The sequence below is a fragment of the Gymnodinialimonas ulvae genome, assembly GCF_037543845.1.
Taxonomy (GTDB): Bacteria; Pseudomonadota; Alphaproteobacteria; order Rhodobacterales; family Rhodobacteraceae; genus Gymnodinialimonas; species Gymnodinialimonas ulvae.
The window spans coordinates 518,634-536,536 of the sequence record NZ_JBBIFX010000003.1 but is presented as its reverse complement, the minus strand read 5'-3'; the positions used below and the strand labels follow the sequence as shown (position 1 = coordinate 536,536).

The following is a 17,903-nucleotide window of genomic DNA, read 5'->3' as shown; positions in this document are numbered from 1 at the left end:
AATCGAGCACATAATCCCATGCGGCTGAACATGATCCATCCCAAGATGATCCGGCTCACATTTGCCCTGACCCTCCCCCTCTGTGCCCCGGCTTTCGCGGCGCCGCCGGTGGTGTCGTTGGTCCCCGTGCCGCGCCCCGCGCAAGAGGTGGCCCCGGCTGCGGCGGACGTGGTCGAGGTGCAGGCCTCCGCCCAGTCGCGGGTGATCATCGACGTCATCGACGAGCGCGCGGCAGAGCCTGTTGATATCGCGTCGCTGGCCAGCAGTGCGCTCCGTGACGCCGACGCCGATACCGCAACGCCCGCAACCACGGAGGTCAGCGCCCTGGCCGCCGAGCGATCGCCCCGCCCGCAACCGCGCGGCACCGTTCCCGAAGACGTGCTGGCCCGCTCCGAGGAACGTGGCCGGGCCTATGACGAAGCCCTCGCGGCCAGCCGCCCCGAACCCACGCGCGACCCTGAATTCCGGGCCTGGATCACCGGGTTCCAGACGCGTGCGCGCGCCGCGGGCATTTCCCAAGGGACCCTCAACCGCGCCTTTGAAGGCGTGCAGATCCAGGACCGCGTGCTGGACCGCGACCGCAACCAAGCCGAATTCTCGCGCGCTCTGTGGGATTATCTCGATACCGCCGTCTCGCCCGAACGGATCCGCAATGGCCGCGACCGCATGGACGAATGGCGCACCACGCTGGGCCGGATCGAGGCGCAATACGAGGTCGAGGCCGAGATCGTCGTCGCCGTGTGGGGCCTGGAGAGCGCCTATGGGGCGATGCGCGGGTCCACCGATATCATCGCGGCCATGGCGACGCTGGCCTATGACGGACGGCGGCAGGACTTCTTCGAAGAACAGCTTATCGCCGCCCTGCGCATCCTGCAATCGGGCGACACAAGCCCGCGCAACATGGTCGGCTCCTGGGCCGGCGCGATGGGCCATACGCAGTTCATGCCAACGAGTTATCTGGAGTATGCGCAGGATTTCAACGGCGACGGACGGCGCAACATCTGGGGCGACAATCCCGTCGATGCGCTGGCCTCCACCGCGCATTATCTGGCCGAACATGGATGGACCTATGGCCAACCCTGGGGGCTTGAGGTGCGTCTGCCCGAGGGGTTTGACTACCGGCTGGCGGGCGAACACGAACGCATCCGCGCCGCGTTCTGGAACGGGCAGGGCGTGCGCCTGATCAATGGCGACCCAATCCCCGACCATGGCCCGGCCTCGATCCGGTTGCCGATGGGGGCCGAAGGGGTGGCGTTGGTTACGTTCAACAATTTTCGGGTCATCGAGCGGTATAATCCCGCCGATGCCTACGTCATTGCCATCGGGCACCTCAGCGACCGGATCACCGGCGGACCCGCGTTCCGCGCCGACTGGCCCCGCGAAGACCGCGCGCTCAGCTTTGCGGAACGGCAGGAGATGCAGCGCCATCTGCAGGCGGCGGGCTATTACTCCGGCAATATCGACGGGCTCGTCGGACCGATCACCATCGCCGCCGTGCGCGCCTATCAGGAGGGCGAGGGTTTGACCCCCGATGGGTACGCGTCCCTTTCGATCTTGGAGCGCCTGCGCCGGGGTTGAGCCATTGTGCGCTTTGTCTTTGGTCAGGGGGGGCGCTGCCCCTTGGTTTAGTTCAGGGGGGCGCTGCCCCCCGTCGCCTTGAGGCGACTCCCCCCGAGGTTTTTCTGGCAAGATGAAAGACGCGCGCTGCGAGCAGGCCCGAACGGGCCGAGGAGCGATCAAGCCGGCAGAACGGGCGCTCCGATGGACAGCGTGCCGGGGGTGATGATCTTGGCGCACCACCCGCCGTGGCCGCGCATCGCGGTGTAGCCCCCCGGACCCAGCGCCTTTTCCATCCGTGAACACGGGGCGCAGGGTGTGGTCAGCTCGACCACCGCCTCCCCCAGGCGCAGCCGTTTGCCGCGCAGCGCCGACAGGTTCAGGCCCGAGATCACAAGGTTGCGGCGCAACGTCTCGGGCGCGACCGCCCCGATATGCGCAAGCGCTGCGATCACCGGCAGGTGCTCTGCCTGGATCAGGCTCAGCGCGCGTTTGCCCGGCCGCGCGTGGTCGCCCTCAAGCCCGCTTTCGCCCAAGTGCGCCGTCTCAACCGATATCGGGTCGGCCAGCCGCACGGGGCGCAGCCCGATCCAATCGATGCGTCCGGGCCCGGCATGGCGCGTGGTGAGGGTGGCAAGCGTTTCCATATCCGCATCCTTGAGCGTTTCGGTTTGAACCTGCGTCAGCCTATCAAATCGAAGCGCCCGCGACAGGTGGATCATCTGTGCGGTCCGAGACAAGCCGCTGTCCCGGTCATGTCTCGAAACGCTTCATCCATCCTTGGACTCGACTCCCGGCGACACGCGCCCTAATTTGAGAACAAAATGTGAACAAAGCTGCTGTCCCCCTGTCCCATGTCCACACGCCGCATCATCCCCACCGCGTCGCATCGCAGGATCCTGTCGCTCTGGTTTCCACGCCTGGGCGCGGATCGCGTGCTCAGGGCCGAGCCGGGGTTGGTCGAGGTGCCGCTTGTGACGGTGGCGGAGGTTGGCAACCTGCGCCAGATCGCTTCCACCACCGCGCCTGCCGAGGCCAAGGGCCTGTCGCGCGGGCAGGCGTTGAGCGAGGCGATGGCCATGTGTCCCGACATCCTCACCCGCCCCGCCGATCCGGCGCGCGAGGCGATGCTGCTTGCGGCGTTGCGGCGATGGGCGGGCAAGTTCAGCCCGTGGGTGGCCGAAGAACCACCCGAGGGCTTGGTGATCGACCTGACCGGCTGCGCGCATCTGTTTGGTGGGGAGGACCGCCTCTTTGCGCAGGTCCATGAGGATTGCGGCGATCTTGGGCTCAGCGTCTGTGCCGGGATTGCCGATACCGCCGGGGCCGCCTGGGCCCTCGCCCGTTATGCCGGTGGCGGCGGGGTGGCGCAGGGCCGCACCGGCGACGCCATTGACCAGGAAGCGCGCGCGACCCGGTCCCGCGCCGGCAAGCGGCACTGGGTCAAGGGCGGCGCGGCCCCGCCCGCCAAGGTCACCGGCGGCGGCGTCGCCCGGATCGCGCCGCCCGGTGGCACCCGGCAGGCCATCGGCACCCTGCCCATCGCCGCGCTGCGCGTGGAGGCCGCCACCACCGCAGGCCTCGCGCGGCTGGGCCTGCGCCGCATCGACGATCTGCTGGGCCTGCCGCGCGCCAACCTGAGCCGGCGGTTCGGGCGCGGGCTGACCTGGCGGCTGGATCAGGCGCTGGGCACGGAACCCGAGCCGATTTCACCCGCCCGCGCCCCGTTGCATTTCGCCGTCCGCCTCAGCCTGCCGGATCCCATCGGCCTGCAGGATGACATCCTCGCCGGTCTCGACCGCCTGCTGCCGGCGCTTTGCGATGCGTTGCGGGCCAAGGGGCGGGGGGCGCGGCGGATGCGGTTGGAACTGGCGCGTGTCGATGGCGACCGACAGGTGATCGAGATCGGGCTGGCCCGCCCCGCCGACCGGCCCGATATGCTGCGCCCGCTGTTTGCGATGAAGCTCGATGAGATCGATGCAGGCTTCGGCATTGATCAGCTGCGCCTTGAGGCGACCGTCACCGAACCCCTGCACATGACCACCCACAAGGGCGGCATGATCGCGGCGCAAGAGGCCGCACGCCCGCGCACCGACCGCGACGAGATGGCCGACCTGATCGCCCGCCTTGGCGCCCGCGTGGGCCTGGATGCGATCCGCCGTGCCCGCCCCGCCGACAGCCATGCCCCCGAAAAGACCTCCGTGCCGCTTGCCGCCGCCTGGTCGCAGCCCGAGCCGCCCGGCACTTGGCCCAGACCGACCCGGCCCCGGCCCCTGATCCTGTTTCGCCCCGAACCGGTCAATGCGCCCAATCGGGCCGACATGCCCGCGCAATTCCGTTGGCGGGGGCGCATGTTCTCCACGCTCAGCGCCACGGGGCCGGAACGCATCGCGCCGGAATGGTGGCTCGACGATCCCGATTGGCGCTCGGGCGTGCGCGATTACTGGCGGGTGGTGACGGAAGATGGCGCGCGGCTGTGGCTCTATTATGCCCATGGCGGGCTGACCTCCTCCGGCTGGTTCGCGCATGGTGATTTCGGGTGAGCGTCCGCTCACGGGGGTGATTTCGGGTGAGCCTCCGCTCACGGGGGTGATTTCGGGTGAGCCTCCGCCCACGGGGGTGATTTCGGCCAAACGTTTATCTTTCGCCAAGATCCGCTAAGCTCGCCCCATGCCGCAAACGCCTCCCTTCACGATCCGCGCCCTGGGCGAGATCGCCATTCGCTGCAACGATGTCGCGCGCATGGCTGCGTTCTACGGGGATATCCTTGGCCTGCAGCGGCTGCGGGGCAACGCCGCCGCGGGCATCGTGTTCTTTCGCATCGCCGAAGGGTTCGGCGGCCATACGCAGGTTCTGGCGCTGTTCGACAAAGCGATGTCGGGGCCCGCCGGCCCGCCGGCCACCGGCCCGGACGTGCCCGAAACCGGTGCGCGGTCGTCCCTTCATCACATCGCCCTCAGCATGGCCTTCGCCGAGCAGGAAGCCGCGATGGCCTGGTACGACGCCCATGGCCTGACCTACCGTGTGGAGCATTTCGACTGGGTCGGCTGGCGCGGGGTGTTCACCGAAGATCCCGAGGGCAATACCGTCGAATTGGTGGCGTTCCATTCCGATCTATTAACCAATTAATTGACGCACACTCGGAAAAACCCGAAACAGATTGTTTTCCGGATTTTGCCGAAATTTCGACATTAATGCTTTCGTTTCGCAGGCTGTGTGTAAAGTTGATCGTTGTTTCTTAACGAGTCTTGGAAGAGTTTCATGGATTTCCTGATTATCCCGCTTTTGGTGCTTGGGATCGGTCTGACCTTTATTGGTGGTGATGACGATAGCGACGATGATAGCGACGCGTCCGAGCCCATTTCCAACGAAAGTGACGATACCCGCATCGCGCTGCCCGGCACCGACGGCGGCGATATGCTCGATGCCATCCGGGCCAGCAGGATCTTCGCCGGGGATGGCGACGATACGGTCAACGGCTCGGACGAAGATGACCTGGTGGCGGCTGGCGTCGGCAATGACCTGGTCCTGGCCAGCGGCGGCGATGATGAGGTCAACGGCAGCATCGGGCGCGATACGCTGGAGGGGGGCAACGGCGATGACACGATCACCGGCGGGTTCGGCGATGATGACCTGTTTGGCGACGCCGGCGACGATGCGCTCTCCGGCGGATTCGGCAATGATTTCCTGTTCGGGGATATCGGCAATGACGTGCTCGAAGGGGAGGACGGCAATGATACCCTGGTGTCGTTCCTCGGGTCCGACACGCTTTCGGGCGGGGCCGATGACGACCTGCTTGATGCGCTGGACCTGCCGCTGTTTACCGGGCCGGATGCGCCCGACGTTCTTGATGGCGGCGACGGCAACGACACCCTGCTTGGCGACGATGGCGACATCCTGACCGGTGGGGACGGGATCGATGAATTCGACGTTGTCGTCGGTCCCGGCAGCGAACCGGTGGTCGTCACCGATTTCGACCTTGCCCAAGAAAGTGTCGAGCTGGTCATCTTCCTCAGCGCTGACCTTCAGGCGATGGGCCCAAGCGGCGTCACCGTGACTGACGCGCCCAATGGCAGCGACCTTCTGTTTTTGCTCAACACGCCCGATGGCCTGCAAAGCCCGATCCTTGTGTTCGAAGGGCTGGCCGGGACGCCCGGCAGCGCCATCAATGGATCACTGAACGTCCTGACCCTCTGAGATCCGCCGCGTGGTCCGGATCGCCGCGTGTGGGATGTGCCGAACGGCGGATCGATCCGACCCGTTTCCGAGCCGGTCGCATCACCAGAATACCGTTAGAGGGGAAAGAGAGGCTGCTCGTCCCCCTATGACGAGCAGCGAATTGTTTTACGCGGTCGCCGCATAAGACGGCGCACTCGTTACACAGATACGCAGTTTACGCACACTGCGCTTGAGCCTGCCCGATTTTTGGGGCTTAGGCGATACAAACCCCTGTATTTGGGGGATTTTGCTGATCATTACGCAACATACATACCAAACACGCGATCAGATTGATACCTGTATACAGGTATTTCGCGCCCGCAGCAATAGTCTAAAAGGACATGTCCTTGTGCGCGGGCGGCGCCGTCAGACGGCCGCCTTGCGCATTTCCTCAAGGTAGATCTCGCGCAACCGCGCCGTGACGGCACCGGGTTGGCCGGTGCCGATGGCCGCTCCGTCGATCTCCACCACGGGCATCACGAAGGTCGAGGCGCTGGTGATGAACGCCTCGTCGGCGGCTTTCGCCTCGTCCATCGAAAACGCCCTCTCTTCGACCTGCATCTGCGCCTCGCGCGCAAAGCGCAGCACGGCGGCGCGGGTGATCCCGTGCAGGATCTCGTTGCCCAGATGCCGGGTGATGATCGTGTTGCCCTTGACGATATAGGCGTTGTTCGACGTGCCTTCGGTCACGACGCCATCCTCGACCATCCAGGCATCATGGGCGCCCGCGGCCTTCGCCGCCATCTTGCCCATCGACGGGTACAAAAGCTGCACCGTCTTGATGTCGCGCCGGCCCCAGCGTTGGTCCTCGATCGAGATCACCTTCATCCCCGTCCTGGCCATCGGGTTGTCGGCCAGCCCCGCCTTGGCCTGCGTGAACAGAACGATGGTCGGTTCGGTATCCTCGCTGGGATAGGCGAAATCGCGATCCGCCGCGCCGCGCGTCACCTGCAGGTAAATCAACCCTTCGTCGATCCCGTTCGCGCGGACCAATTCGCGGTGGATTTCCAAAAGCTCGTCATCGGTGACGGGGTTCTTCATCTCCAACTCATCCAGCGAGCGCTGCAACCGCTTCGCATGACCGTCGAAATCAATCAGCTTGCCGTCCAGAACACTCGTCACCTCATAGACGCCATCGGCGAACAGGAACCCGCGATCAAAGATCGACACGGTCGCCTCATGCTCGGGCAGGTAGGTTCCGTTGACGTATACGGTGCGGGTCATGGCTTTGAACTCCTTTGGCACTTCTGCGCGCATCTATCCCCGGCGTGGGGGCAAGGGAACCGCATTTTCCGGCCCGGGCGCGCGTCATCTCAACTCACATGGTATCCAGTATCTGCTCAATCGCCCATTCCACGCGCTCCGTCGAATAGGAATGCCCGCCCTCGAACACGCACAGGGCAAGCGCGCCGGGGCCGTCGCCCATGCTGACCATGCAGGCCTCACCATGGGGGAACTCCGCCTGTTCCGGCGCGGGCAGGCCCGCGTGATTGGCGTACATCTGAAAGCTCTGCATCACGTCGCCTTGCCGCGCCGGGCCGATGGGGCGTCCCTGCAGGGGCACGACCTCATCTTGCAACCCGTGGATGTGGATGACCCGCGAGGGCGGGCTGGTGCAGGTGTCGGGCACCGGGGCCCAGAAGGTGCCGGAATAGGGCACGAAGCCCGCAAATGTGTCGCCCATGCCGCAGGCCAGCGTCCAGGTCATCATGCCGCCCGCCGAAAACCCGGTTGCGATCAGGTGCTCCCGGTTCAGGTCGACCCGGCCCGCGACATCCTCGATCACCGCGCGCACGTAGTCGAATTCGCGCGCCTGTGCCTGTTCGGGTTCGCGGGGCCGGTGGGCGAGGTTCCAATCGTCCGCATCGGCGTTCATCGCCACAAGGGCCATGCCGAGCCGATCCGCCATCCTCTGCAAGGCCGCGTTGCGCATCGCACCCTGGGCCGAGCCGCGATAGCCGTGGGCGTGGAAAACCGCGCCGACCGGGCCGTCGAGGCCTTCGGGCATGTAGTAGCGGTAGGTCCGCTCACCATTCAGGATCGTGCAATCTGTGTCCGCCCCGCAGGCCAGCGCGGGCGTGGTCGCAAGGCCGAGCAGGGCGGCGAGGATCAGGCGCATTGGGGGCTCCATCAAAGCAGGGTCTGTCGCGCGGCAAGATAGCGTGATTTGCGGCGCGTCACACCGGCGAAAGGTCGTTTTGGCATCTTGCGGGAGCGAGGGGCCAGCCCCTCGCGCTCCCCGGAGTATTTCTGAAACAAGGAAGCAGGGTCTCACCCCCATAGGTCCGCCTCCGGGGGGTGGACCAGCGAGCCGTCAAAGCGCAGGGGCGTCGCGCGATCCTCGGCCAGCAGGAGCGGGCCGTCGAGGTCCACGATCTCCGCCCCCTGCGCCACGATCATCGCGGGCGCCATGGCCAGCGAGGAGCCCACCATGCAGCCCACCATCACCGTGTAGCCCTCGGCCCGGGCGGCATCGCGTAGGCTGAGCGCTTCGGTCAGGCCGCCGGTCTTGTCGAGCTTGATGTTGACCATGTCGTACTTGCCCTTGAGCGCGGGCAGGGACGCGCGGTCGTGGCAGGATTCATCGGCGCAGACCGGCAGGGGGCGCGCGATTTCGGCCAGCATTCCGTCTTCGCCCGCGGGCAGGGGTTGTTCGACCGTCTGCACGCCAAGGCGCAGCAGATGCGGGGCAAGGTCTGTATATACGTCGGCGGTCCAGCCTTCGTTGGCATCCACGATGATCGCGGCATCCGGCGCCCCGGCGCGCACGGCTTCGAGCCGCCCCATGTCATCCGCCGTGCCAAGCTTGATCTTCAAAAGCGGGCGGTGCCGATGTTTCGCGGCGGCCGCGCGCATGTTGTCCGGCGTATCCAGCGACAGGGTAAAGGCGCTGGTCACCGGGCCGGGCGCGGGTTCATCGGCGAGCTCCCATACCCGTTTGCCCGCGCGCTTTGCCTGCAGATCCCATAGCGCGCAATCGACCGCGTTGCGCGCCGCACCGGCCGGCATCTCGGCCAGCGGCTGGCCCGCGCCGAAAGCTTCGATCTGTGCCGTCACGCTGTCCAGCGTCTCGCCGTAGCGCGCATAGGGCACGCATTCGCCGCGCCCGGTGACGCCGTCTTCTTCTATATGAACGGTCAGGACCTGCGCTTCGGCTCGCGATCCACGCGAGATCGTGAACACTTCGGCCAAACGAAACCGGTCACGCGTTATCCGCAGCATCAGACGCCGTCCAACGCGTCGCACAGCTTGCCCGCGCCTTGCCGGAACGGGTCGCATGTCGGCAGGCCCATCCGCTTTTCGACCCCCTCCAGATAGGTCATCGCCTCATCCTCGCCCATCGCGGCGGTGTTGACGGAGATCCCCACCACCTCCGCCGTCGGGTTCGCGATCCGCGCCAGCGGCAGCGCCGTGTCGCGCAGCGCCTCCAGCGACGGCAGATCATAACCCGGCAGGCCGCGCATATGCGTCCGCGTCGGCTCGTGCGACAGGATCAGCGCATCGGGCTGCCCGCCATGGATCAAGGCCATCGTCACGCCGGAATAGGACACGTGGAACAGGCTCCCCTGACCTTCGATCATGTCCCAATGATCCGCGTCATTGTCCGGCGTCAGCCATTCGACGGCACCGGCCATGAAATCGGCGATCACCGCATCCAGCGGCACGCCGTCGCCGGTGACCAGAATTCCGGTCTGCCCGGTGGCGCGGAAGCTCGACTTCAACCCGCGCGCCTTCATCTCCTTGTCCATCGCAAGCGCCGTGTACATCTTGCCGACCGAACAATCCGTGCCCACCGCCAGACACCGCTTGCCGGACCGTTTCTCGCCGTTCGCAATCGGATAGGCGACCGACGGGATGCGCACATCATGCAGCTGCCGGCCGTATTCCGCCGCCACGGCCACCAGGTCAGGTTCATCGCGCAGCAGGTTGTGCAGGCCCGACGCGATATCGAAGCCCTCGCTCAGCGCCTCGATCAGCACCCGCTTCCAGGCGCTCGAAATCATCCCGCCACGGTTGGCCACGCCCACCACAAGCGTTTTCGCGCCCGAGGCTTTCGCACCGGCCAGGTCCATATCGGCCACCCTCACATCCGCGCCGCACCCGTCCATGCGGAACTGACCGATGACATTCTCGGGCCGCCAATCGCGGATGCCCTGCGCCACCTTGGCGCCCAATTGGTCGGGCGCGTCGCCCAGGAACAGAAGATACGGCGTTTCGATCATGGTCAGGCTCCCCGGGTGCAATGAAACTCGGCCGCAGGTTACGTGCGACCGGATGCAATTACTTCGGAAAGATCGCACACCATACGTCCAGCAACGGGAGATTATCCCGCCACGCTGATCCTTGCCGCAGGAAGCGTGCGTTTTGATCAGGCCTTGGACAACAATCCGGCGGGCCCGGGAGCCTTCTGTTCGAAATCCACCGGCGGATCCGCCATCGCGGCGGTGTTGCGCTTGAAGTCGTAGCGCATCATGTCGCCCGCCTCGGCGGAGGCCACGATCAGCGCCTGATACAGGTGCCGGGGACCTTCGAAAATGTCGACCAGGCCGCGCAGATGCGGGGTGTCGTCACTTGCGACGGCAAAGCCATTGTCGGACATGTCGAGGATCGCAAAGGCCTCGTCCCCGACATGGACCGACCGCGTCGCGCGTTTGCGTTTCGCCTTGCGTTGCGCGGCGAGAAGCTGATCGCGCAGCTCTTTGGGCAGGTATTCGGACATCTTATCCTCAGGCGTAGGCAGTGGGTGTTCATGCCCTACTGTGATCTCGGTTAACGACAGGTCAATGACAGAACTCCGCCGATTTAGCGGCACTGCGGCATGGCCGGTGGACAAGTGCAGGATTCCACCCGATTCTTAGGGCGTTGGCGGAAATGCGGCAGCGCAGAGTACTTGTATAAGAACGATCTTTATCTGTTCACTCAACATGAACGGGCGATTCTGACATAATGAAAAATACCGATTACCCGGTCCTGAGATTCGTGAATTCAATCGAGGATGACGGCAAAACGCGGGCGCAGAATGCCTTTGCCGACCATGCGGGCCTGATCGCTTTGGTGGAGGATGCGGCCTTGTCGCGGGTTGCCCCGTCGCCGCTTCCGGCGCTCCTGTCGCTGCGCGAGATGTACTACCGCGCGTTCTCCGCCATGGCCGCCGGGCACGCGCCCGATCCGTCTGTCGCGGGTCGGGTGCAGGATGCGATCCGCGCAAGCCTGTCGCGCGCCGATATCGCCCTGTTGCCGCAGGGCCTTTCGATGCGCCCCGGGCCGGATTGCACGCAGGTCGACGCCCTGTCGCTGGCGGCCCATGACCTGATGACCTCGGCCGAGGTCATCCGCCTGTCGGAATGTCGGCGCTGCACGCGGTTGTTCATCGACCACGGCCGGGGCAAGGGGCGACGCTGGTGCGACATGGCCCGGTGCGGCAACCGCGCCAAGGCCGAAAGCTACCGCGCCCGTAAACGCGCCACCGGCTGACACGCGCGCGCGCCTCTACCTGTGCGCTGATGCGGAACCGGCCCTGCGCCTTTGGGCGTTTATGGCGTGCCGGTGGGGCGATATTTCAGCGCCAGGCACAGCGAAGGAGTTTCCCGATGGGTCAGTTGATCGACGGCGAATGGCACGACCAATGGTATGATACCAAATCCTCCGGCGGCGCGTTCAAGCGCACCGAGGCGCAGTTTCGCAACTGGATCACCCCCGATGGAAGCGCCGGGCCCACCGGCACCGATGGCTTCAAGGCCGAAAGCGGGCGCTACCATCTGTATGTGTCGCATGCCTGCCCCTGGGCCAACCGCACGCTGATCTTCCGCGCGCTCAAGGGGCTGGAGCCGCATATCGACATCTCCATCGTGCATCCCGACATGCTTGGCGATGGCTGGACGTTCGGGACCGATTTTCCCGATGCCACCGGTGATACGCTCTATGGCCTGCCGTTTGCCCGCGACCTCTACACCAAGGCCCGGCCCGATGTGACGACCCGCGTGACCGTTCCGATCCTTTGGGATACGCAGCGCGAGACCATCGTTTCCAACGAAAGCGCCGAGATCATCCGCATGTTCAATAGCGCCTTCAACGGCGTCACCGGCAATACCGATGATTATTACCCCACCGAACTTCGCACGCAGATCGACGCCATCAACGCGCGGGTGTATTCCGAGATCAACAATGGCGTGTACAAGTCCGGTTTTGCGACCACGCAAGAGGCCTATGACACGGCCGTGCACACCCTTTTCGAGGCGCTCGATTGGATCGAAGACATCCTCTCGGTCAATCGCTACCTCGCCGGCGATCGCCTGACCGAGGCCGATTGGCGTCTGTTTACCACGCTGGTCCGCTTCGATCTGGTGTATCACCTGCATTTCAAATGCAACCGCGCGCGGATCGTCGATTATCCCAACCTCTGGGCCTACACGCGCGAGCTGTTCCAGATGCCGGGGGTCGAGGACACGATCAATTTCGACCATATCGTGCGCCATTACCATTACAGCCACGAAACCATTAACCCGCACCGGATCATCCCCATCAACCCGACCCTGGACTGGCACGCACCGCATGGGCGCGACACGAGGCGTGCCGCGTGAACTTGCGCGCCACTTGCGGTAAACTTGCGAAAACGCACAAAGCCTTGCAGGTCGCGGAAAATCGGGTTTCAAACTAGGGCATGAACGTAGCCCTCAAAGCTGAGAATGAACCCCGCGACCATGGCGGCGGACTTGATGCGGCGATGGCCCGATATGGCGGGCAGCGTGCCGATTGGCTTGACCTGTCCACCGGGATCAACCCGCGGCCCTATCCGCTGCATGACATCTCCGCCGATGCGTGGAATCGCCTGCCCGATGACACCGCGACCGATGCCCTGCTCCTGGCCGCGCGCCGGTTTTGGAACGTCCCCGACAGCGCGCAGATCATCGCAGCGCCCGGCGCGTCCTCCCTGATCGCGCGGATCCCCGACCTGACCTTCGCGACCAGCGCTTATATCCCCGGCCCGACCTACAACGAACACGCCGCCGCCTTCGCCGCCCGCAAGCGCCTGGTGTCCGCCGATGATGCCGAGATGCCGGTCCATGTTTACGTCCATCCCAACAATCCCGATGGCCGCCTCTGGCCCGATGTTCCCAAAAGCGACACCGAGCTGACCATCATCGACGAAAGCTTCTGCGACACCTGCCCCGAGCAATCGCGCATCGACCAGACCGCCAAGCCGGGCACGATTGTCCTGAAAAGCTTCGGCAAGTTCTGGGGCCTTGCCGGTCTGCGCCTCGGATTTGCCATCGGGCAACGGCGCACCATCGGGCGGCTCGATGATCTGCTGGGTCCCTGGCCCGTCGCCGGCCCCGCGCTTGAAATCGGTGCGCGTGCGCTGGGCGATGACGACTGGGCCGATGCCACGCGGATCCGCCTCGCCCGCGATGCCGCCCGCCTGGACGCGCGGCTCGACACACTTGGCGCAAGCCTCGTCGGCGGCACCGATCTGTTCCGCACCTACGCGATGCCCGGCCGCGCCGCCGATTGGCAGGCCAAGCTCGCCCGCGCGCATGTCTGGACCCGCGTTTTCCCCTATTCCGAAACCTGGATGCGCATCGGCCTTCCGGGATCCGACGCCGATTGGGCCCAACTCGAAGCCGCCCTGTGACCGCAACACTTCTCGCCGTCGCCATGGCGCTCGACGCGGCGCTGGGCGAACCGAAATGGCTCTGGTCGCGCGCCCCCCATCCCGCCGTCCTCATGGGCCGCCTCGTCGATCTCTGCGACAGACGCCTCAACCGCGGCGCCGCGCGCAGGCTCAAGGGTCTCGCCACCGCGGCCACCCTCCTTGCCCTCGCCGTCGCCCTTGGCCTCGTGATCCAATCCCTGCCCCTCGGCTGGCTCTGGTCCCTGATCCTCACCGCGATCCTGCTCGCGCAACGCAGCCTCGTGGACCATGTCGCCGCCGTCGCCACCGCCCTGCGCGCCTCCTTGCCCCAAGGCCGCCGCGCCGTGTCGATGATCGTGGGCCGTGACCCCGACCAACTCGACCAAAACGCCGTCGCCCGCGCCGCCATCGAATCCGCCGCCGAGAACCTGTCGGACGGTGTCGTGGCCCCCGCCTTCTGGTTTCTCGTCGCGGGCCTGCCGGGCATCCTCGCCTACAAGATCATCAACTCCGCCGATTCCATGATCGGCCACCGCACCCCGCGCCACGCCGATTTCGGATGGGCCGCCGCCCGCCTTGACGATGCGCTCAACTACTTCCCCGCGCGGCTCACCGCCCTCCTGATCGCGCTCACAACCAAACCAAGGGCGCTCAAAACCGCCGCCCGGGACGGCCCCAAACACCGCTCCGTCAACGCCGGCTGGCCCGAAGCCGCCATGGCCGCCGCCCTCGGCCTGTCACTGTCCGGCCCGCGCGCCTATGGCGGCGAACTGACCACCGATCCCGAAATGAACCCCTCCGGCACCCGCGCCGCCACCCCCGCCGACATCACCGCCGCCGTGGCCGTGCTCTGGCGGGTGTGGGCCCTCGCGCTAGGTCTCATCCTCGCGCTCACCCTCCTCTGATCCCGTCCCATGCGAAATCCGAAATGCCCGCTCTCCTGACCCCCTTCGGCGCCACTGAATTCGAAAACATCGGCCTCGGCGCGCCGACGCTGGAGGCGGGCATCGCCTTCCTGCATGACAAGACCGGGCTGATGGCCATGCCGCTTCCCGCCCCCGATGATGCCCCGAACCTCTCCGCCGTGCTCCACACCCATTCCGGCGCGGTGATAGAGGTGATCGCCCCCAACCCGGACCACAAGGGCCTCAACCATCTCGGTGCGGAACTGTCCAAACTGCGCCTGCCCGAGCTGATCATCTGGTCGGTGCAGGTGCGCGATTTCGACATCGCCTCCGACTTGGTGGCGCAACTGAACCATCCCGTCGAAGTGGTACAGGCCCACCACATCGACGTCGATGGGTTCAGGCAATCCATGAAAGTTGGTCGCATGGGGCCGGGCGAAGACATGACCCGCCCCTTCCTGACCTGCCACGATGTGCCGCCGGTCTACCCCGTCGCGCGTGACCCGCAATGCCTCGCCACCGCGCTGCACCTGACCCATTGGGAGGTGCCGCCGCTCAACCGCCTGCTCGATGGGCTGGGTCTCGGCCTGCGCGCCACCCCCGGCGCGCCGTCCCTGCGCCTCGATCTGGAAACGCCCAAAGGCCCCGTGACGCTGGAAAGCGGTGCTTGGGTCAAGGGCGGCATGGGTCAGATCATGGGCCGGGTCGGGCGACACGTCCGGCACATGTTTGCGCGGAAGTGACCCGGTCAAGGCCCCCGGTTCGGCCAATGTCTCGCCACGATTTTCTTCCATCCCCTCATCCGATGAAACTCCTGCGCGCCTTCACCTGGTATTTTCGCTTCGTCGACCGGCAGACGCAGCGTTTCATGAGGCAATTCAAGAACCCACATCCCAACTTGGCCCTCGGCCCATATTTTGTCTTTCTCTTTTTCATTCCTGGCCTGACCGGCTGGATCATTTTCGCCATGCTGTCGGAATCCGGCCTCCGGGACCTGATCTGGGAGGGCTACATCCCAAGCTTCTTGGCGCCGGGCGAAAACGACACGGTGTTTTCCCACGGCGCACACACCTTCATGGCCGGAGCCATCGGTCTGGCCGTCGCCTATTGGGTCCTCGGCTGCCTCTGCCTGATCCCCGACGCCTTCCGCCCGCCCAACTACCAAAACAAACGCCACCTCTGGAAAGACTGGCCCGACGCGTGACCCAAACGCCGCGCCCCCCCCCGCGGCCCTTTCATGTTGCCAAAAAAACCCAAATCCCAAGGCCGCAAAACCACACGCGACCCCGCCTCATAAACCCAACCGGCACGGCCCCCTTGCCTCAACCACCGCACCCTGTATCTTCCGCGCAAACGCTTCACACACAGGGTCTTTTCACATGCGTCGTTTTCTCGCCCCGCTGTTCCTATCCCTCACACTCGGCACCACCGCCACCGCCCAGGCCCAAGAGGCGCCCTGTGGCGGCGATTTCGGGCAATTTGTCCAAGGTCTGCGGGCCGAGGCCGCCGAGCGGGGCCATTCCGCCGAGTCCATCGACGCCTTCTTCCGCCACGCGTCGTTCTATCAGCGCGCGCTGGATGCCGATCGCCGTCAGGGCATCTTCACCGTGCCGTTCACCGAGTTTGCCCGTCGCCTGATCTCCCAAAGCCGCATGGACAACGGTCGCCGCAACGCCGACCGGCAGGCCGCCACCTTCGCCGAGATCGAAAACCGTTTCGGCGTCGCGCAGGGCATCCTTCTGGCCTTCTGGGCGTTCGAGACCGACTACGGCGCGTTCCAGGGCGATTACAACACCCTCGATAGCCTCGTGACGCTCGCCTACGATTGCCGCCGCCCGGAACTCTTCCGCCCCGAGGTCTTCGGCGCGCTTGAACTGTTCGAGATGGGCGATTTCGACCCCGTGAACACCCAGGGCGCCTGGGCCGGTGAAATCGGCATGGTCCAGATGCTCCCCGAAGACATCGTGAATTTCGGCATCGACGGTGACGGCGACGGCCACGTCTACCTGCAAACCTCCGCCCCCGATGCGCTCATGTCCGGCGCCAATATCCTGTCGTCGCTGGGGTGGCGCCCGAATGAGCCGTGGCTCATCGAAGTCACCCTTCCGTCCGATCTCGACTGGTACCAAACCGGCATCCACACCACGCGCACCGTCGCCGAATGGCAAGCCGACGGCGTGCAGGCCCGCGCGGGCGGCGCCCTTCCGATGCCCTCCACCCAGGCCTCCATCATCATCCCGCAGGGGCGCAACGGGCCGGCCTTCATCGCCTACCCGAACTTCTCGGTGCTGTTCGAATGGAACCAATCGTTCACCTACGTCATGACCGCCGCCTATTTCGCCACCCGCCTCGAAGGCGCGCCCGTCTTCGATGCCCGCAACCCCGATCCGGGCCTCAACGGTGACCAGATGCGCCGCCTGCAAACCGCGCTCGCCGCCCGTGGCCATGACGTCGGCGAAATCGACGGCATCCTCGGTGCAGGCACCCGCGCCGCCACCCGCGAGGAACAGCGCCGCCTGGGCCTGCCCGCCGACGCCTGGCCCACCACCGCACTCCTCAACGCGCTCTGACCCACCGCACGCCCCATTAACCCTTCGCTAACCGAACCAGCCGATCCTTCTCGCCCCCCCGCAGAAGGATCGGCCAACATGCACGACATCCACCACATCCCCCTCTCCCAGATCGACGAAAACGCCCTCCCGCGCGACCGCACCGCCGTTGACGCCACCGCGCTCTCCGATCTGTCGCTCTCCATCGCCGCCCATGGCCTGCGCATGCCGATCGAAGTCTTCGCGGCCAATTGCGACACCGGCCACCAATACGGCCTGATCTCCGGCTTCCGCCGCCTTGCCGCGCACCGCGACCTCGGCCTGCCCACCATCCCCGCCTTCCTGCGCACCCCCGCCGACGGCGCCTCCGCAATGGCCAGCATGATCGAGGAGAACGAGATCCGCGCCGACATCACCCCGTGGGAGCGAGCGCGCATCACCCTCACTGCCATCGACGCGGGCCTCTTCGCCACCCTCGACGAGGCCATCCCCCGCCTCTTCCCCACCTACGACAAAACCCGCCGGTCGCGCCTCCGCGCCATTGCCGAGGTCGTCGCCCACTTCGGCGATCACGCCTTGACCGACCCGCGCGGCCTGTCCCAACAAAAACTCATGCGGCTCGCCACCAACCTGCGCGCAGGCATGGGCGACGTCATGACCCTCGCGCTACAGGAATCCTCCGATAAATCCCCCGCGGTCCAATGGAGCCTCCTGTCCTCCATCATGGACGACGCCGAAGCCGAGGCCCGCGCCCCGCGCCTCCAATACAAGAAAGGTCAGCCCCGCTACGCCACCCGCGTGCAAGACGACCTGACCGTGAGACGAGAGCGCACGAAAGACGGCTGGAATCTGGTGTTCACGGGCAAGACCGCGAAGGGCCCGCTGATGGAGGACATCATGGATTACGTGGAGGATAATTTTGGGCGTAGGCAGGGGTAAGGGTAGGCGAAGCCTGCCCGAAGCCTGACAGGCGACTTTGCAAAGCAAAGTCTGCCGAGAAGGCTAGGCCGTCGAACCGCCGCACAACACCCGCTCAACGCA

The 17,903-nt window shown here is 65.7% G+C and carries 18 protein-coding genes; 12 read left to right on the top strand and 6 right to left on the bottom strand.

The window, feature by feature from the left end; all coding sequences use genetic code 11:
* The first annotated feature begins 30 nt into the window (after window positions 1-30).
* On the top strand, window positions 31-1,578 hold the full coding sequence (locus tag V8J83_RS16690; RefSeq protein WP_339987578.1) for a lytic murein transglycosylase: 1,548 nt from the start codon (window positions 31-33) through the stop codon (window positions 1,576-1,578).
* 158 nt (window positions 1,579-1,736) lie between these two features.
* Here the strand turns inward: V8J83_RS16690 and V8J83_RS16685 are convergent, their stop codons facing one another.
* Entirely contained in the window at window positions 1,737-2,204 is a 468-nt protein-coding gene (locus V8J83_RS16685) for an MOSC domain-containing protein (protein ID WP_339987696.1), read from the bottom strand.
* A gap of 207 nt (window positions 2,205-2,411) precedes the next feature.
* Between V8J83_RS16685 and V8J83_RS16680 the strand changes: the two genes are divergently transcribed.
* The 3 genes from V8J83_RS16680 to V8J83_RS16670 all read left to right on the top strand — a co-directional run bounded on the left by V8J83_RS16680 (window position 2,412) and on the right by V8J83_RS16670 (window position 5,754).
* Window positions 2,412-4,100, top strand: a complete 1,689-nt coding sequence (locus V8J83_RS16680; RefSeq protein ID WP_339987577.1) for a Y-family DNA polymerase — start codon at window positions 2,412-2,414, stop codon at window positions 4,098-4,100.
* 127 nt (window positions 4,101-4,227) lie between these two features.
* On the top strand, window positions 4,228-4,686 hold the full coding sequence (locus tag V8J83_RS16675; RefSeq protein ID WP_339987576.1) for a VOC family protein: 459 nt from the start codon (window positions 4,228-4,230) through the stop codon (window positions 4,684-4,686).
* Between the two features lie 132 nt (window positions 4,687-4,818).
* On the top strand, window positions 4,819-5,754 hold the full coding sequence (locus tag V8J83_RS16670; protein WP_339987575.1) for a calcium-binding protein: 936 nt from the start codon (window positions 4,819-4,821) through the stop codon (window positions 5,752-5,754).
* A 387-nt stretch (window positions 5,755-6,141) separates the two neighbouring features.
* Here the strand turns inward: V8J83_RS16670 and V8J83_RS16665 are convergent, their stop codons facing one another.
* The 5 genes from V8J83_RS16665 to V8J83_RS16645 all read right to left on the bottom strand — a co-directional run bounded on the left by V8J83_RS16665 (window position 6,142) and on the right by V8J83_RS16645 (window position 10,495).
* Window positions 6,142-6,999 (bottom strand): D-amino-acid transaminase, encoded by an 858-nt coding sequence (locus V8J83_RS16665; RefSeq protein WP_339987574.1) that lies wholly within the window; start codon window positions 6,997-6,999, stop codon window positions 6,142-6,144.
* 94 nt (window positions 7,000-7,093) lie between these two features.
* Complete coding sequence (locus V8J83_RS16660) at window positions 7,094-7,894, bottom strand: CE1 family esterase (RefSeq protein WP_339987572.1); 801 nt, start codon at window positions 7,892-7,894, stop codon at window positions 7,094-7,096.
* Window positions 7,895-8,046: 152 nt separating this feature from the next.
* Entirely contained in the window at window positions 8,047-8,997 is a 951-nt protein-coding gene (dgcA, locus tag V8J83_RS16655) for an N-acetyl-D-Glu racemase DgcA (protein ID WP_339987571.1), read from the bottom strand.
* Complete coding sequence (gene dgcN / locus V8J83_RS16650; protein ID WP_339987570.1) at window positions 8,997-9,998, bottom strand: N-acetyltransferase DgcN; 1,002 nt, start codon at window positions 9,996-9,998, stop codon at window positions 8,997-8,999. The genes dgcA and dgcN overlap by 1 nt, the downstream gene beginning before the upstream one ends.
* A 146-nt stretch (window positions 9,999-10,144) precedes the next feature.
* Window positions 10,145-10,495: a hypothetical protein gene (locus V8J83_RS16645; protein WP_339987568.1), complete on the bottom strand. Its 351-nt coding sequence runs from the start codon at window positions 10,493-10,495 to the stop codon at window positions 10,145-10,147.
* A 227-nt stretch (window positions 10,496-10,722) separates the two neighbouring features.
* Here V8J83_RS16645 and V8J83_RS16640 point away from each other — a divergent pair, with 227 nt between their 5' ends.
* The 8 genes from V8J83_RS16640 (at window position 10,723) to V8J83_RS16605 (ending at window position 17,801) form a co-directional block, all read left to right on the top strand.
* A complete protein-coding gene (locus V8J83_RS16640; RefSeq protein ID WP_339987566.1) occupies window positions 10,723-11,250 on the top strand; it encodes a CGNR zinc finger domain-containing protein in 528 nt (175 codons plus the stop codon).
* A 116-nt stretch (window positions 11,251-11,366) separates the two neighbouring features.
* Window positions 11,367-12,356 carry a glutathione S-transferase family protein gene (locus V8J83_RS16635; RefSeq protein ID WP_339987565.1) on the top strand — a complete coding sequence of 330 codons (990 nt, stop codon included), beginning with the start codon at window positions 11,367-11,369 and terminating at the stop codon, window positions 12,354-12,356.
* Window positions 12,357-12,436: 80 nt separating this feature from the next.
* On the top strand, window positions 12,437-13,408 hold the full coding sequence (locus tag V8J83_RS16630) for a threonine-phosphate decarboxylase (RefSeq protein WP_339987564.1): 972 nt from the start codon (window positions 12,437-12,439) through the stop codon (window positions 13,406-13,408).
* Window positions 13,405-14,313: an adenosylcobinamide-phosphate synthase CbiB gene (gene cbiB, locus V8J83_RS16625; RefSeq protein WP_339987563.1), complete on the top strand. Its 909-nt coding sequence runs from the start codon at window positions 13,405-13,407 to the stop codon at window positions 14,311-14,313. Before V8J83_RS16630 ends, cbiB begins: the two co-directional genes overlap by 4 nt.
* A gap of 23 nt (window positions 14,314-14,336) precedes the next feature.
* On the top strand, window positions 14,337-15,056 hold the full coding sequence (locus V8J83_RS16620; RefSeq protein ID WP_339987562.1) for a hypothetical protein: 720 nt from the start codon (window positions 14,337-14,339) through the stop codon (window positions 15,054-15,056).
* A gap of 62 nt (window positions 15,057-15,118) precedes the next feature.
* A complete protein-coding gene (locus V8J83_RS16615) occupies window positions 15,119-15,517 on the top strand; it encodes a hypothetical protein (protein ID WP_339987560.1) in 399 nt (132 codons plus the stop codon).
* A gap of 175 nt (window positions 15,518-15,692) precedes the next feature.
* Window positions 15,693-16,883: a lytic murein transglycosylase gene (locus V8J83_RS16610; protein WP_339987559.1), complete on the top strand. Its 1,191-nt coding sequence runs from the start codon at window positions 15,693-15,695 to the stop codon at window positions 16,881-16,883.
* Window positions 16,884-16,961: 78 nt separating this feature from the next.
* A complete protein-coding gene (locus V8J83_RS16605; RefSeq protein ID WP_339987557.1) occupies window positions 16,962-17,801 on the top strand; it encodes a ParB/RepB/Spo0J family partition protein in 840 nt (279 codons plus the stop codon).
* Window positions 17,802-17,903 lie beyond the last annotated feature (102 nt).